This window comes from Achromobacter kerstersii (assembly GCF_902859595.1).
Classification (GTDB): Bacteria; Pseudomonadota; Gammaproteobacteria; order Burkholderiales; family Burkholderiaceae_B; genus Achromobacter; species Achromobacter kerstersii.
Genome location: NZ_CADIJQ010000004.1, coordinates 225,089 through 240,730, shown reverse-complemented (window position 1 = coordinate 240,730; position 15,642 = coordinate 225,089). Strand labels below are relative to the sequence as shown.

The window sequence follows — 15,642 nt, the reverse complement described above, 5'->3', positions numbered from 1 at the left end:
GGCGCTGAGGCGGGGCTTGAAGCGGAAGCAAAGGCCGGTGCCACGCACAACACCAGCCAGCAGGCCAGCCACCATTTCAGTCCAGCAAGCCACGCAGTAGCGCATCGTCCAGCAAACCGCGTTGTTGCGCTTAGTCCAGCAAGCCACGCGTACGCGCGGCGTGGATCGCTCGCGTGCGCGAGGAGACAGCCAGTTTGCGGTAGATGTGCTTGATGTGGCATTCGACGGTGTAGCGCGACAGGAACAGCTGTTCGGCGATTTCGCGGTTGGCCAGACCTTCAGCCACCAGACGAAGAATCTGGCTTTCGCGGGGGCTAAGTATCTCACCGCTTGCCGTGCCAGTCTGCTCCGTGGGCCGGGGCCGCAACTCGTCGATGATGCGGCGGGCCACGAAGGGGTCGATAGGGGCACCGCCGCGCAGCACGCTGCGCAGCGACAGCGAGACCTCCATGTCGTCGCGTTCCTTCAACACATACCCCGTGGCGCCGGCCCGCAGCGCGGCCAGGATGGCGTCTTCGGTGCACCAGGCGGAAATGACCAGGATGGCCAAGCCGGGGTCGGCGGCGTGCATGTCGGCGATGAGTTCGATGCCGCTGCCGTCGGGCAGCCCCAGGTCGACCAGCGCCAAGGCGACCGGCTGGCTGGCCAGGCAGGCGCGCGCTTCGGCCAGCGAACCCGCGAAGATCAAGGCGTCAGCCTGATAGCCCAGCTGCAGCAGCAGCCCTTCTAGCCGGCGGCAGACCAGCGGTTCGTCCTCCACCAGCAGCACCGGAGCGGGCAGCGTCAATTCGGAGGCAAGGGGAGAGGCGGACATAGGAGATAAGGCGGAAAGAGGGCCAGGATTGACCGATTCTAATTGTGCCGTCGGCGCGCGCGCCCGGATATCCCTTGAACTGGGTATTTGACGCCCGGAATTGGTGTTTACCCCTAAAGTCCGCGCCGCGTATGCCGTAAGTCCATCGTGGCCGCCGGTTTTCTGGGCGGACCAGATACCCGCGCCGTTCGGCGTGGGCGGGGGCTGTACGAAAGCAGGTTAAGAAGGCAGGCATGAAAATTACGTCGTTGCGCAACCGAATTCTATTGATCTCGTGCTTTACCGTGGTGGGCGCGCTGGTTCTTTCGGGGATAACCACCTACCAGATCGTGCGCAGCAATATGATGGCGACGATTTCCGGCAACCTGGACGCCATCGCCGCCGGCAATGCCAGCGCGATCGAACGCTGGTCGGCGGACAAGGCCCAAGCGGTCTCCGCCACCGCCGCCGCCATTGAAAAGGGCGACCCCCGCGGCTTCACCAAGCTGATGGGCGAAACCAACGGCTTCCCGATTTCCACCGTCGGCTGGTCCGACAAGACGTTTTTCTCGACCACGCAGGTCGCAGCCGACTATGACCCCACCGCCCGCCCCTGGTACAAGAGCGCGGTGGCCGCGGGCAAGCTCACCGTCACCAAGCCCTATGGCGATTCCGCCTCGGGCAAGCTCTATGTGGCCTTCACCGCGCCGATGATTCGTGGCGGCCAGACGACCGGCGTGCTGAGCGGCGCCGTGCCGCTGGACGGCATCCAGAGCATCATCCGCGCCATTCGTCCCACGCCGTCCAGCCTGGCGTTTGTGGTGGCGACCGACGGGCAGGTCATTTCGCATGTGAACGACAAGCTGGCGTTGAAGCCGTCCACCGACGTGGCCCCGGAGCTCACGCCCGCCGCGCTTGCCGCCATGGCGCATGACGGCGCGGAACCCATCACGGTGGCGCTGGATGGCGTGCCGAAACTGATCAAGGCGCGCCAGATTCCCGGCACCGACTGGTCGCTCGTGATTGCGCTGGACCGCGCCGAAGCTACGGCCGGCCTCACGCAAGTGCTGAACGCCACGCTGATTTCGCTGGTGGTGCTGACGCTGGCCGCTGTGGCGATCTCCAGCGTGGCGACGTCTCGCGCCTTCAAGCGCCTGTCGGCCGTGCGCGACGCCATGGACACCATCGGCTCGGGTGACGGCGACATGACGCACCGGCTGGAGGTGGTGGGCCATGACGAAGTGGCGCAGATCTCGGCGTCGTTCAACGCGTTTGTCGACAAAATCAGCCATGTGATGTTGGAAGTGCGGTCGGGCGTGCACTCGATGTCGGCCGCTACCAGCGAAATCGACATGGGCAACCGCGACTTGTCGCAGCGTACCGAAACGTCGGCAGGCTCCTTGCAGGAAACGTCATCTGCGTTGACGCAGCTGACCTCCAGCGTGCGCCAGACCGAAGAAGCCGCCGAACACGCCACGCGTCTGGCCACCGAAGCCAGCTCGGCTGCTGAACGCGGCGGCAAGGTGGTGACGGATGCTGTGACGACGATGAGCGCCATTTCGCAGTCGTCGCAACGCATCACCGAAATCATCAGCGTGATCGACAGCATCGCCTTCCAGACCAACATCCTGGCGCTGAACGCCGCGGTGGAAGCCGCGCGCGCAGGTGAGCAGGGCCGCGGCTTTGCGGTGGTGGCGGGCGAGGTGCGCACGCTGGCCCAACGCAGCGCGGCGTCCGCGCAGGAAATCCGCACGCTGATCCAGGCGTCGGTCGAGAACGTCAAGAGCGGTACTGAACGCGTGCAGGCTGCGGGTTCGACCATGGGCGAGATCGTGGACGGCATCGCCCGCGTGCAGCGCCTGGTCACCGAAATCCACGGCGCGATGACGGAGCAAAGCGTGGGCATCAGCCAGATCGACCGCAGCGTGGCCGACATGGACCAGGCCACGCAGCAGAACGCGGCGCTGGTGGAGGAATCTGCCGCGGCGTCCGCCATGCTGAGCGACCAGGCGCGTGTGCTGGCCGACACGGTGGGCCTGTTCAAGCTGCGTGGCGACACGCACGCGGCGGGCCAGAAAATGCTGGCCCTGCCGCAGACCGCCTCGGCGTACTGACCGGCGCGGCCATCGCGTCATCCGGGCGGCAGTTGCCTGCCAGCCCGGAAGGCAGCAGAATCTGCGAAGCCCATGGACTGAACAGAGGATGAATGATGGCCGACCCCGCCGCTCGCGCGCCTGAAGACACGCTGATCCCGACCGCCCACGGCCGGGTCCACGCCCGGCGCTGGCCGGGTTCGCCGCAAGGCGAGGGCGCCCCGATCATCCTGCTGCATGACTCGCTGGGCAGTGTGGACTTGTGGCGCGACTTTCCCGCCAAGCTGGCGCAGGCCACCGGCCGCACCGTCATCGCCTATGACCGGCTGGGCTTCGGCCAATCTGACCCGAACCCCCACCGCCTGCTACCGGACTTTGTCGCCAGCGAAGCGCAAGACGCCTTCGCCGCACTTGTCGACCATTTCAAGCTGACCCGCTTTATCGTCTTCGGCCATAGCGTGGGCGGCGGCATGTCGGTATCCATTGCGGCAGCGTATCCCGGCCGCTGCATCGGCGTCATTACGGAATCTGCCCAGGAATTCGTCGAAGACCGCACGCTGCAAGGCATCCGCGTGGCCGGCGAGCAGTTCCGCGACCCCGCCCAACTGGACCGCTTGAAGCGTTACCACGGCGAGAAAGCGCAATGGGTGCTGGACGCCTGGGTGCAGACCTGGCTGTCGGCGGAATTCGCCGGCTGGAATCTGGACACGACCTTGCCGCGCCTGACCGTGCCGCTGTTGGCCATCCATGGCGAAAACGATGAGTACGGGTCCATGCGCCATCCCGAAAAGCTGGTGGCGCTGGCGGGCGGCCCGTCGGCCATGCTGCCGTTGCCCGGATGCGGCCACGTGCCGCATCGCGAGCGCGAGGACGTTGTGCTGGAGGCGGTGGGCGCGTTTTTGGATCAGCGCGGCGTTTGATCGGATCGGCGTAACCCGCTCGCCCCTTAACTTTTCGGCTTTCGTGCCGTTAAACCGGGCACTGCATCAAGCGCCAGGATTCCATCGCCGCCATGACTACCATCAGCTCACTGGGAGGCGTGCAGAGCGTCACCCCGCTCAGTACGGACACCCTCATTTCGCGCGCAGCCTCCCCTCAGGTGCCGAGCATCGCGCCCGCATCTACCTCGGTGTTGCTGGGCCAGAGCCCGTCGGGCGCCAGCGCGTCGACGTATACGGAGACGGGGGCGGTCAACGACGCCGTCTCGGTGGTGATGGCCAGGAATGTGGCGTCGCGCGGCGCCGGCAACCCATTCTCGGGTGTGGGCGTGGCGCTGCTGAGCCGGTTTCGCACTGAAGGCGGCAACTATTCTCAATGGGCGCCGGCGCGCCAGGACGTGCAGGCGCAAGGCGTATCGGGCACGGCTTCGGCGGCGTCGTTGCAGGCAACCAATACGGTGTCGCTTCAAATGACCACGGCCAGCGGCGCCAAGGTCGATATCACGCTCAAGAGCGGCGCCGAAGGCATGGCGGTGCAGATCGACGTGACCGAAGGCGCGCTGACCGAAGATGAGCGCAATGCGATCGCGGATTTGTCCGGCGCGTTCCAGGACGCGCTGGACGGCTTGGCCCTGGTGCCTCCCCGTCTGGCGCTGGCGGGTCTGGCGGACATGGATACGTCCTTGCTGTCGTCGGTCAATCTGCGCGCGACCACGCAAGCCAACGGCTTGGCGGTGCAGACCATTGAATTTCTGGCTGACAGCACGCAACGGTCGCTGATGGTGTCGGGGCCAGACGGAGACATCAAGGTCAGCGCAGACCTGACCAAGGCCGCCACCTTCGGCACGGCGGAACAACAGGCGGCGGCGGTCAACAAATATCTGCAGCAATTCGACGCCGCCCGCAGCCGTGGCGACGGCGACGCCGCGTTGATGTCGTTGTTCAAGGACGCGTTTGCCACCGTGCACAGCAGCTACGGCGCGGCGCAGGCGCAGCGTTCGCAACCGGAGGGCACTGTCGTTCGCGTGCCGTCGTCGGATGCGCATCGCAGCCTGTTGTCCGGGCTGGCGGACTTTTCGGCGTCCATCAAGCAGGTCACGCAAGCGATCAATCCGGGGCGCCGCGAAGAGGTCGACGGATTCTCGTTCCAGGTATCGCAGAATAGCCGTGTCGCGGGCCAGGCCCGTTGGAATCAGGTCGTGTCGCAGGATCAGCAGTCATCGCTGAAGGCCAGTTTTCATCGATCATTGACACCCGATGTGAAGTTGGCGCTAACGACGGACAAGTCTTCACAGAACTATCTTTACTATCAGATCGATGACACTACCCGCAGTCAGACGGACCTTCGCTTTGAGCGTGGCGTGCTGGCGTCGGCAACGTTGAGCCAGACGCGCAACCTGTCCATGCAAGTGTCGAAGTATGTGCAAGGCGAGCTGGTGGACCACACCGTTAACCCAACGGTGGATTCGTTCACGCGTGATTTGTTGCCGCTGTTCAAAGCGGCGAATCTGGACGAACCTGACAAGAACAGCCGCGACCCGCGCGACCAGGTCGATGCCCTGATGCGCCGCCGGTATCTGGACCTGGCGGAGTCGGTGGCGGCGCTGAGGCAGGGGTAAGGCCGGCAATCGGCCATAAAGCGGCCCCTGGCGCGTCCATTATCATGGCTCCATGAGCCAGCGAAAGAACTCCGCCAAACTGCGCGCCGACGCTTGTATTCGCGTTCGGGGCGCGCGTGAACACAACCTGAAGAACGTCGATGTGGATATCCCGAGAGACGCGCTCGTCGTGTTCTCGGGGGTATCCGGGTCGGGCAAATCGTCGTTGGCGTTCGGCACGCTGTACGCCGAAGCGCAGCGGCGCTACCTGGAGTCCTTGTCCCCGTATGCTCGCCGCCTGATCGATCAGGTGGGTGTGCCCGACGTTGACGCCATCGAGGGCTTGCCGCCCGCCGTGGCCTTGCAGCAGCAGCGCGGCACGCCGAATGTGCGGTCGACGGTCGGCAGCATCACGACGCTGTCCAGCATGTTGCGCATGCTGTATTCCCGCGCCGGCACCTACCCGGCGCGTCAGCCCATGCTGTACGCGGAAGACTTCTCGCCCAACACGCCGCAGGGCGCCTGCCCGAATTGCCACGGCTTGGGCCATGTGTACGACGTGACCGAGCAATCCATGGTGCCCGACCCGTCGCTGACCATCCGCGAGCGCGCCATTGCGTCCTGGCCGCCCGCCTGGCACGGACAGAACCTGCGCGACATCCTGGTCACGCTGGGCTACGACGTGGACAAGCCGTGGCGCGACCTGCCCAAGAAAGACCGCGACTGGATTCTGTACACCGACGAGCAGCCGACGGCGCCTGTCTATGCCGGCTTCACGCCCGCCGAGACCCGCGCGGCCGTGCGCGCCAAGCAGGAACCCAGCTACATGGGCACCTACACCGGTGCGCGCCGGTATGTGATGCACACCTTCGCGACGACGCAAAGCGCCATGATGAAAAAGCGCGTGGCGCGTTTTCTGACGGGCACGCCTTGCCCCGTGTGTGGCGGGCGGCGCTTGAAACGCGAGGCCTTGTCGGTGACCTTCGCGGGCATGGACATCGGCACGCTGACGCAACTGCCGCTTACCCGCATCGCAGAGGCCCTGACGCCGGCCGCCCAAGGCAGCGTCGATCAGCCGGATATGTCGCCAGAAAAGCGCATCGCCGCGCAACGGCTGTCGCAAGACCTGGTTGAGCGCATCAGCACCTTGCAGGCGCTGGGTCTGGGCTATCTGGCGATGGACAGGTCCACGCCCACCTTGTCGCCGGGCGAACTGCAACGCTTGCGGCTGGCTACGCAGATCCGCTCGAATCTGTTTGGCGTGGTGTATGTGCTGGATGAACCGTCGGCCGGCTTGCATCCTGCCGACGGGCAGGCCTTGCATCGCGCGCTGGATCAATTGAAGGCCGCGGGCAATACGCTCTTTGTCGTCGAACACGACCTGGAGACGCTGCGCCGCGCGGACTGGCTGGTGGACGTGGGCCCCGGCGCGGGCCAGCACGGCGGCCAAGTGCTGTACAGCGGCCCGCCTGATGGCCTGCGCAAGGTGGCCGCGTCGCTCACGGCGCGCTATTTGTTTGGCGCGCCGGCTCCTGTGCGCAAGACGCCGCGCGAACCCGCAGGATGGCTGTCGTTGCGTGGCATCCATCGCAACAACCTGCATGGCATCGACGCGCGTTTTCCGTTGGGCGCCTTCACGGCGGTGACGGGGGTGTCGGGCTCGGGCAAATCCAGCTTGGTCAGCCAGGCGCTGGTGGAACTGGTGGGTGAACATCTGGGCCACGAACCGGTGGCCGAAGACGCCGAAGGCGACGTGCCGCAACCGGGCAGCGTGGCGCGCACGACGGGCCGGATCGACGCGGGCGTTGACGCGATCAAGCGGCTGGTGAACGTGGATCAGAAGCCCATCGGCCGCACGCCGCGTTCGAATCTGGCGACCTACACGGGCCTGTTCGACCACGTCCGCAAACTGTTCGCCGAGACGAAGAAAGCCAAGTCGCGCCGCTACAGCGCCGGCCGCTTCTCGTTCAACGTGGCGCAAGGCCGCTGCGAAACCTGCGAGGGCGAAGGCTTCGTCCACGTCGAACTGCTGTTCATGCCGAGTGTCTACGCGCCATGCCCAACGTGCCACGGCAGCCGCTACAACGCCAAGACGCTTGAGATCGAATGGAACGGCCGCAACATCGCGCAAGTGCTGGCGATGACGGTCGACGAGGCGTTGGCCTTCTTCAAAGAAGAACCCGTGGTGCACCGTCCGCTGACGCTGCTGCACGAGATCGGCCTGGGCTATTTGCGCCTGGGTCAGCCCGCTACCGAATTGTCTGGCGGCGAAGCGCAGCGCATCAAGTTAGCGACCGAGCTGCAACGCAGCCAGCGTGGCAACACGCTGTACGTCCTGGACGAACCCACCACCGGCCTGCACGCGGCGGATGTGGATAAGCTGATGGCGCAACTGCACGGCCTGGTCGACGCCGGCAACACCGTCGTCGTCGTCGAACACGACCTGCGCGTGGTCGCCGGCAGCGACTGGATGATCGACGTGGGCCCTGGCGCAGGCGAAGAGGGCGGACACATCGTCGCCGAAGGACCCCCCGAGTCCGTCAGCCGTCAAGGCAAGGGCGTGACGGCGCCGTTTTTGAAGCGGATGCTGGGGGGCGGTTGACGCGTTTTTCTTTAGCCGTATCCTTGCCAACATGACCATCACCTACCGCCCCGCCATTCCCGAAGACGCCGCCGATTGCATCGCGCTGCGCACCCGAACCCGCGAGAACGCCGTCACCGAAGCGCAGCTCGCCGACGCCGGCATCACTTGCGAAACGTGGAGTGTGGGGATTGAAGCGGGCTTGTATCCCGGCTTTGTCGCGCTGGACGGCAGCAGGCTTGCCGGCTATTGCTTCGGGCATCGCGACACCGGGGAAATCGTTGTGCTGGCGCTGTTGCCGGAATACGAAGGGCGCGGGGTGGGGAAGACCGTCTTGCACATGACCCGCGACGCGCTGCGTCAGCTGGGTTTCAAGCGATTGTTCCTGGGGTGCGCCACGGACCCTGCCGTGCGGTCTTACGGTTTCTATCGCCACTTGGGATGGCGCTCGACGGGTACGTTCGACGCCGCGGGCGACGAGGTGCTGGAGTACGTGTTCTGAAGGCCGGACGAGCTGGAAGCGCGGATTCCCTATATCTTGGACTCGCCGCACGCCCGGAACCCTTCGCTACATTTCCTGCTCCAGCGTCTTCTGCATCCGCTCCATGCTTTCCTGATTGACCTGGATCACGCCGGTTCCCGGCTGATCAATGTCGACGATAAACGTCAGCACCAACGCAATCAGCGCGGCAAACAGACCGGTTGAAATCAAGCGCCTGCGCCCATGCAAGCCCGTGCCGTACGCAATGAACGCCACGGCCCCCCCGCTGACGATGAACAGCAAATAGAACACCGGCTCGGGCACGTGGTTTTCAAGCGCCACGCGGCGCTTCTCGTTGATCTGCGCCATCTCGTTGATGGCCTGAATGAACATGATGGTCGACACGGCGGGCGGGTTGTCGGCGGTGGCGGCGGCCAGGGCGCGAATCTGGCGTTCGATGCGGCGTGACGTGGCGCTGGCGGCGTCAAAGCGCGGAGCGTCGTTTTCCGCGTCATGCAGCTCCAGCGCCGCCTTCGTGTATTCCAGCAGCAGCTTCGGCACCTGCGCCCGTGCGGACGGCGCAATCAGCTGCGAACGCCAGTACGCGTTGCCCACGGCGTTGGCTTCTTCCAGCACCAGGTTCTTGCGCGCCTCGAAGCGCGTGACCGACATCGCAAAGGTAAAGCCCAGCAGCAAAGCCAGCAGGCCGAGCAGGGCGGTTTGCAGGGCGGTGATGTGCGTGCGGTGCGTTTCATCGCCGGGCTTGCGCTGGTGCAGGCCCAGCCGGAAGCAGAGCTCGATGATGCCCAGGAAAACGATGACGCCGATGAAGAAGAGATAAGACTCGTCGAAGTTCCTGAGCATGGCGCTCCCCGTCGCGAAGAGGCCAGCGTATGCGGATTTGCGGGCGGGTGGCAAGCTGCCGGATGCCCTGATTCTGTCAGCGAAACGCCAAGTACTTGCGGTAAGGTGTCGGTTCCTCTCTAAAGACCCCGCACGGAGCAGAACTTGAAAACCCGCAAACTCGGCCGTACCGACCTGGATGTCAGCCTGATTGGATTGGGCACCATGACCTGGGGCGAACAAAATACCGAGGCCGACGCTCATCAACAACTGGACTACGCGCTGTCGCGCGGCGTCAACCTGGTCGACGTGGCCGAAATGTACCCGGTGCCGCCCAAGCCCGAAACCCAGGGCCTGACCGAAACCTATATCGGCACGTGGCTCGCGAAGCGCAAGCGCCGCCAGGACATCGTGCTGGCCAGCAAGGTGGCCGGCCCGGTGCGCGACCCCAAACGCCCCGGCCACATCCGCGATGGCAAGACCTTCCTGGACCGCAAGAACCTGACCGAAGCGCTGGACGCCAGCCTGAAGCGCTTGCAGACGGATTACCTGGACCTGTATCAGCTGCACTGGCCCGACCGCACCACCGCCACGTTCGGCCAGCTGAATTACCCGTGGGTCGAAGACGAGCACACTGTGCCGATCGAAGAGACCCTGTCGGTGTTGCAGGATTTCGTGCGCGCCGGCAAGGTGCGCCACGTGGGCGTGTCCAATGAAACGCCGTGGGGCCTGTCGCAGTTCCTGCGTCATTCGGATACCCAGAACCTGCCGCGCGTGGTGTCGATTCAGAACGCGTACAGCCTGTTGAACCGCGTGTTCGAAATCGGCCTGTCGGAATTCACGCACCACGAAGGCGTGGGCCTGCTGGCGTACTCGCCGCTGGCGATGGGCATGCTCTGCGGCAAGTACCTGAACGGTGCACGGCCCGAAGGCGCCCGCCTGACGCGCTACACGCGATTCACGCGTTACAGCAATCCGCAGGCGGAAGCGGCCACCAGCGAGTACGTGGCGCTGGCGCGCGAACACGGCATCTCGCCGACGCACCTGGCGCTGGCCTGGGTGAACCAGCGCCCGTTCGTCACCAGCAATCTGATCGGTGCGACGACGCTGGAACAGCTGAAGGAAAACATCGACAGCGTCGACGTCACTTTGTCGCCGGACGTGCTCAAGGCGATTGACGCGATCCACACGCGCTATCCGAATCCGGCGCCTTGATCGAAACCTGGCCCATGCAACGCTTCCTGACTACGCTGCTTCTCGCCGCGCTTGCCCTCCTGATGGCGGGCTGCGCGTCGACCAAGACGTACACCGAAAACGTCTCCACGTTGATGGTGTCGTCGGACGGCAAGACGTTTGCGGTGCTGGGCCCGCAGTATCACTATCTGTTCGACATGCCGCCAGCAATGGCGCAGGCAATGCAAGCTGACTTCCGGACCCGGCTGACCGCCGGGATTCCGCGCGATTTTTATGTTGGGGCCGATGGCTTCACCTGGGGCTATGTGCGTTTGCAGCTGATGGGCAACGCGACGCCGCGTGATCGTGAACAGGCGCTGGCCATGCACTTCCAGACCACGAAGGAAGGCATGGTTTATTACACGCATCACATCAAGGGCAAGCGCTACCTGGCCCGGCCTGGCACGCCCAGCGTGGCGCAGGCGGGCGGGGGCAAGCAGACGGCGCTGGACCAGTCGTACCAGGTCACGGTGCAAGACTCGCAAGGCAGCGCGGACATGGCGCGCGCGCTGTCGCCCGTGATGTTCCTGGCGGGCACGGGGTTCGTGGTGGCGAATCCGGCGATTGTGCTGTTCGCCTTGCCGGTGGCGGGGCTGGAGCCTTAAGTCTTCGAGCATCGCGGGGCAGCAGCTTCCGCTGTTGTCCCCGCGCGACATGCCCCGCCATGGGGCAATTCGGCGCAAGTGATTGATCCATCAAACGTTTTGAAAGCGTCACGCTATCCAGGCAGCAGTCAGCGTTGTGCGGAATCGTAAATATTATTGCGAATCAGTATCGTTAATAATAAAAATCCAATCTTTCTGCCCGTCTGCTCTGGAGAATTCAACGTGGTCCGTCCGACTTCCAACCGGAAGTGCCGTGCGCGCAAGCTTGCACGGTCTGCTGTTACGCCTTCTGTTCTTGCCCTGGCGTTGGGCATGGTTTTCTCAGGCGGAGCACAGGCCCAATCCGCCGCCGACTCGCAGGGCGTGGCGCAATTGCCGGCGGTGACCGTCAACGCGACCTCAATCGACGACACCTTGGAGCACCTGTCCGCACCCGTGAACACCGGCGCGCTGGGCAATCGCAGCCAATTGGAAACGCCGTTTTCGACCACGGTCGTGACCGCGGCAGACATCCAGGACCGGCAGGTCAACAAGCTGGGCGACGTGTTCGCACTGGACGCGTCCGTCAGTGACAACAGCGCGTCTTACGGCGCGTGGGCCAGCTACCTGACGGTGCGCGGCCTGCCGCTGGATTGGCAGAATTCTTACCGCATCGATGGCAAGCCGTTCCTGAGCTATGTGACGACGCTGCCGTTCGAACAGTTCGAGCAGATTGATTTGTTGAAGGGCGCCTCGGGCTTCATGTACGGCTTTGGTTCGCCGGGCGGCCTGGTCAATTACGTGACGAAGAAGCCGACGGACGAGCCGGTGCGCAGCATCGAACTGGGCTATGTGTCCAAGGGCTTGCTGCGTGAACAGGTGGACCTGGGCGGGCGCGTGGGCCAAAGCGGCACGTTCGGCTACCGCCTGAACGCGACGCACGAAGAAGGCAACACGTACAACGGCGGCTCCTTGTATCGCGACTCCGTCTCGCTGGCGCTGGACGCGCGCTTGACCGACAAGCTGACCTGGGACTTCCAGTCCATCTACCAGGACCGCAAGGCGATCGGCCAGGAACCCACTATTTACGCGGGCCAATTGGCGGGCAGCGAGTTGCCGTCGCCCGTACGCAATGACAACGGCAAGCTCGTGGGCGAAGGCCCGTACGCCGACAACGCATTCCGCTACTACTCCACGGGCCTGAAGTACCAGCTTTCGTCCGACTGGAGCGTGCGCACCGATTACAGCTACAGCTCGACGCGCACGCGCCGCAATGAATCTGTGCTGTTCCTGCAAAACCAGGCAGGCGACTACGACGACTACCGTTCCGATTACGGCGAGGCCTACGGCTACAACCAATGGCAGGGCATGGTCGAAGGCAAGTTCGCAACCGGGCCGCTGAAGCATCACGTGGTGGCGGGGGCGTCGTGGCAGAAGCAGAAGAACGACTACAGCGTCAATGGCGTGTACCAACTGCAAGGCACGGGCAACCTGCGGTCGCAGAACACCAACACGTACTACAGCGAAGGCAGCCTGGACTTGTACCGCGCGGCCGAGATCACGCAAAAGGCGATGTTCGCCAGCGACACCATCGACCTCACCGGCGGCTGGTCACTGCTGGGCGGCCTGCGCTATACGAATTACGAGCAGGTGGGCTTTGATGCGACGGGCGCGCAGTCGTCACGCTACGACAAGAACGGCGTGCTGACGCCGACCGTGGCGTTGATGTACAAGATCACGCCGCAGACGATGGCCTACGCCAGCTACATCGAATCGTTGGAGCCGGGTTCGTCGGTGGGCAACACCTATGCCAACTACGGCGCCTTGCTGAACCCGCTCAAGAGCAAGCAGTACGAATTGGGTTTGAAGACCAACCAGGATGACTGGGCGGCCACCGCGGCGCTCTTCCGTATCGAGAAAAAGGCCGAGTACGCAAACGCTGCCAATGAACTGACCCAAGACGGCAAGTCGATTTATCAGGGCCTGGAGCTGGGCGCGTCGGCGCGAGTGGCCACGAACTGGAACGTAGGCGGCAGCCTGATGTTCCTGGATTCGGAGTACAAGAAGGGCAGTGCCTACACGGGCAACCGCGTGGCGGGCGCGCCGAAGCTGGTGGCGGCGGCGCAGGTGTCGTATTCGGTGCCGCAATTGCCGGGCCTGAAGCTGCGCGCCGATGTGAAATACACCGGCAACACCATGCTGGGCGCGTCGAACAATGTGCGCGTGGATGACTACGCCATCATCAACATCGGCGCCACCTACGACACGCGCATCTATGGCTACGAGACGACGTTCCGCGCCGGGATCAACAACCTGGCGGACAAGCGCTACTGGCTGTTCCAATCGTCGGATTACGTGAAGGCCGGCGACCCGCGCACCTACGGCTTGAGCGCCAGCCTGAAGTTCTAAGCGTTCACTTCCCAAAGGCGATCAGGCGAAAAGTCAGCCTGTTCGCCTTTTTTGGCATAGCCCAGCGGGTTGGCCACGACCCGGCAGCCGTCTTTCACGTAGTCATGCGCGCAATGCAGATGGCCGTGCATCCACACGTTCGCCAGCGGCAGCAACGCGTCCAACGTATTGCAGAAGCCGGCCGTGCCGGGCGTGACGCCGTAGCGCGGGTCGGCGCTGGCAAGCGTCGGCGCGAAGTGGGTGATGGCCACCGTCGGGCCGTCAAACGGCACGCGCAGCGCGGCGTCCAGCCATTGCTGGCAGACGAGCCCTTGCTCGCGCATCTGTTCCGCCATGAAGGGCGCGCCCTGACGGCGCATCTGCGCCTTTTCCAGATAGAAGTCGGCCGCGCGAAACGCCTTGGCTCGCTTGGCAAGCGCCACGCCTAGCGCGTCGCTGTCTGACGCCAGCGCATCGAAATCCGTCCACAGCGTGGTGCCGACCAGGCGCACGCCGTCGATGACGCAGGTGTCGCGTTCCAGCCATTGGATGCCCAGGGCGTGGCAGAGCTCGCGCAGGCGATCATGCGTGTCGTCGAAATCCAGGTTGTCGTATTCATGGTTGCCAGGCACGAACACCACAGGCGTGGGCCAGCCGTTGCGTGGCGCGTAGCTGCCCAGGCCGAAGTCGGTGCTGGAAAGTTTCGAACCTTCACGGTACGAGCCGATGTCGCCCGCCAGCACCAGCAGGTCGGCGCCAGGGGTGGGCCGCGCCAGAAAGGTCGGGTCGGATTCCAGGTGCAGATCAGAGAGCAATTGAATCTTCATGGCCGATATCTTAGGCGATGGGCCGGCTGCGGCATGCGCCACCGTACCCATCCATGCGACACTTTCCCATCAGACGGACCCTTCGGGCGCCATTACTTACCGACTCAACCCTTTTACCGATTCAACCCTTTTACCGACTCAACCCTTCAACAGGAGAAACGTTTATGCGTATCGCAATCGCCACGGCTGCCGCGCTGATCCTGGCGGCCAGCGCACAGGCGCAGCCGCTGAAAAATTGCAGCAATGCCGAAACGCAGACCGACATGAACCTGTGCGCCGACCAGGCCTATCGAACGTCCGACGCCGACTTGAACGCGGCGTACAAAGACGTCACGCAACGGCTGAAAGACGATAAGACCAAGCTGACCCAATTGCAGGCCGCGCAAAAGGCGTGGCTGTTTTTTCGCGATGCGGAATGTGCGTTCTCGTCAGCCGGCACCACCGGCGGCAGCGCCTATCCCATGGTGCTGAGCCAGTGCCTGGACAAGCTGACGCAGGCCCGCACGAAAGAACTGCGCGCGTACCTGAAGTGCGAAGAAGGCGACATGAGCTGCCCCGTACCCGGTAAGCAATGACAATGCCAGCGCTTGAAGACGCAGCGGGCACGTCACCCGCGCCCGACAAGGCTGGCCTGATTCTTGATGCAGCGGGCGCGCCGCGCTGCTTCTGGCAGCCGTCAATGCCGGCATATCACGATCACGAATGGGGGCGGCCCGTCGGCGGCGACCGCCGGCTGTACGAGAAAATCTGCCTGGAAGGGTTTCAGGCGGGCATGGCGTGGATCACCATCTTGCGCAAGCGCGAGGCGTTTCGCGAAGCCTTCGATGATTTCGATTTCGAACGCGTGGCGCGCTATACCGAGCAGGATGTGGACCGCCTGATGGGCAACCCGGGCATTGTGCGCAACCGCGCGAAGATCGTGTCCGCCATCAACAACGCGCGCCGCGCCGTGGCGCTGGCCGAGGAAACCGGTTCGTTGGCGGGCTGGTTATGGCGGCACGAACCGCAGCCTGCTGAGCGGCCCCCGGCGATTGACCTGGATTACTGGAACAACAACCCGACATCTGCGGCATCCACGGCGCTATCGCGTGCGTTGAAAAAGCGCGGCTGGACGTTCGTGGGGCCCACCACCATGTACGCCTTCATGCAAGCCGTGGGCATGGTCAATGACCACATGAGCGGCTGCGTCTGCCACGCCGCCATTGAACAGGCGCGGGCCGGATTCAAGCGGCCGGGGTAAGCGCCGGATTCACGCCGGGATCAGTGCCGGATTCACGCCGGGA

General features: G+C 64.2%; 13 protein-coding genes. 10 read left to right on the top strand and 3 right to left on the bottom strand.

Going from position 1 to position 15,642, the window contains the following annotated elements; translation table 11 throughout:
* Positions 1 to 130: 130 nt before the first annotated feature.
* The gene (locus HV765_RS14885; RefSeq protein WP_054422817.1) at positions 131 to 814 is read right to left on the bottom strand and encodes a LuxR C-terminal-related transcriptional regulator; all 684 of its coding nucleotides are present in this window, start codon (positions 812 to 814) and stop codon (positions 131 to 133) included.
* Positions 815 to 1,047: 233 nt separating this feature from the next.
* Here HV765_RS14885 and HV765_RS14880 point away from each other — a divergent pair, with 233 nt between their 5' ends.
* The 5 genes from HV765_RS14880 (at position 1,048) to HV765_RS14860 (ending at position 8,505) form a co-directional block, all read left to right on the top strand.
* On the top strand, positions 1,048 to 2,907 hold the full coding sequence (locus tag HV765_RS14880; protein WP_054422813.1) for a methyl-accepting chemotaxis protein: 1,860 nt from the start codon (positions 1,048 to 1,050) through the stop codon (positions 2,905 to 2,907).
* 92 nt (positions 2,908 to 2,999) lie between these two features.
* Complete coding sequence (locus HV765_RS14875; RefSeq protein WP_156336516.1) at positions 3,000 to 3,806, top strand: alpha/beta fold hydrolase; 807 nt, start codon at positions 3,000 to 3,002, stop codon at positions 3,804 to 3,806.
* A gap of 92 nt (positions 3,807 to 3,898) precedes the next feature.
* Positions 3,899 to 5,443, top strand: coding sequence for a hypothetical protein (locus HV765_RS14870; RefSeq protein ID WP_175170162.1), 1,545 nt, complete (start codon positions 3,899 to 3,901; stop codon positions 5,441 to 5,443).
* Between the two features lie 52 nt (positions 5,444 to 5,495).
* Entirely contained in the window at positions 5,496 to 8,024 is a 2,529-nt protein-coding gene (gene uvrA / locus HV765_RS14865; RefSeq protein ID WP_175170161.1) for an excinuclease ABC subunit UvrA, read from the top strand.
* A 31-nt stretch (positions 8,025 to 8,055) separates the two neighbouring features.
* Positions 8,056 to 8,505: a GNAT family N-acetyltransferase gene (locus HV765_RS14860; protein ID WP_175170160.1), complete on the top strand. Its 450-nt coding sequence runs from the start codon at positions 8,056 to 8,058 to the stop codon at positions 8,503 to 8,505.
* A 66-nt stretch (positions 8,506 to 8,571) separates the two neighbouring features.
* On the opposite strand, the gene HV765_RS14855 is transcribed toward HV765_RS14860, so the two are convergent.
* Positions 8,572 to 9,348, bottom strand: coding sequence for a bestrophin-like domain (locus HV765_RS14855; protein WP_054422804.1), 777 nt, complete (start codon positions 9,346 to 9,348; stop codon positions 8,572 to 8,574).
* A gap of 144 nt (positions 9,349 to 9,492) precedes the next feature.
* On the opposite strand from HV765_RS14855, the gene HV765_RS14850 reads away from it, so the two are divergent.
* The 3 genes from HV765_RS14850 (at position 9,493) to HV765_RS14840 (ending at position 13,553) form a co-directional block, all read left to right on the top strand.
* Complete coding sequence (locus tag HV765_RS14850; protein ID WP_175170159.1) at positions 9,493 to 10,542, top strand: NADP(H)-dependent aldo-keto reductase; 1,050 nt, start codon at positions 9,493 to 9,495, stop codon at positions 10,540 to 10,542.
* Positions 10,543 to 10,556: 14 nt separating this feature from the next.
* Positions 10,557 to 11,165, top strand: a complete 609-nt coding sequence (locus HV765_RS14845) for a hypothetical protein (RefSeq protein WP_175170158.1) — start codon at positions 10,557 to 10,559, stop codon at positions 11,163 to 11,165.
* A 222-nt stretch (positions 11,166 to 11,387) separates the two neighbouring features.
* The gene (locus HV765_RS14840) at positions 11,388 to 13,553 is read left to right on the top strand and encodes a TonB-dependent siderophore receptor (RefSeq protein ID WP_175170157.1); all 2,166 of its coding nucleotides are present in this window, start codon (positions 11,388 to 11,390) and stop codon (positions 13,551 to 13,553) included.
* Here the strand turns inward: HV765_RS14840 and HV765_RS14835 are convergent.
* Positions 13,550 to 14,359: a metallophosphoesterase gene (locus tag HV765_RS14835; protein WP_054423324.1), complete on the bottom strand. Its 810-nt coding sequence runs from the start codon at positions 14,357 to 14,359 to the stop codon at positions 13,550 to 13,552. The two genes, HV765_RS14840 and HV765_RS14835, sit on opposite strands and share 4 nt — an antisense overlap.
* Positions 14,360 to 14,523: 164 nt before the next feature.
* On the opposite strand from HV765_RS14835, the gene HV765_RS14830 reads away from it, so the two are divergent.
* Positions 14,524 to 14,934 carry a lysozyme inhibitor LprI family protein gene (locus HV765_RS14830; RefSeq protein WP_054422797.1) on the top strand — a complete coding sequence of 137 codons (411 nt, stop codon included), beginning with the start codon at positions 14,524 to 14,526 and terminating at the stop codon, positions 14,932 to 14,934.
* Positions 14,931 to 15,599 carry a DNA-3-methyladenine glycosylase I gene (locus HV765_RS14825; protein WP_175170156.1) on the top strand — a complete coding sequence of 223 codons (669 nt, stop codon included), beginning with the start codon at positions 14,931 to 14,933 and terminating at the stop codon, positions 15,597 to 15,599. The genes HV765_RS14830 and HV765_RS14825 overlap by 4 nt, the downstream gene beginning before the upstream one ends.
* Positions 15,600 to 15,642: the final 43 nt, after the last annotated feature.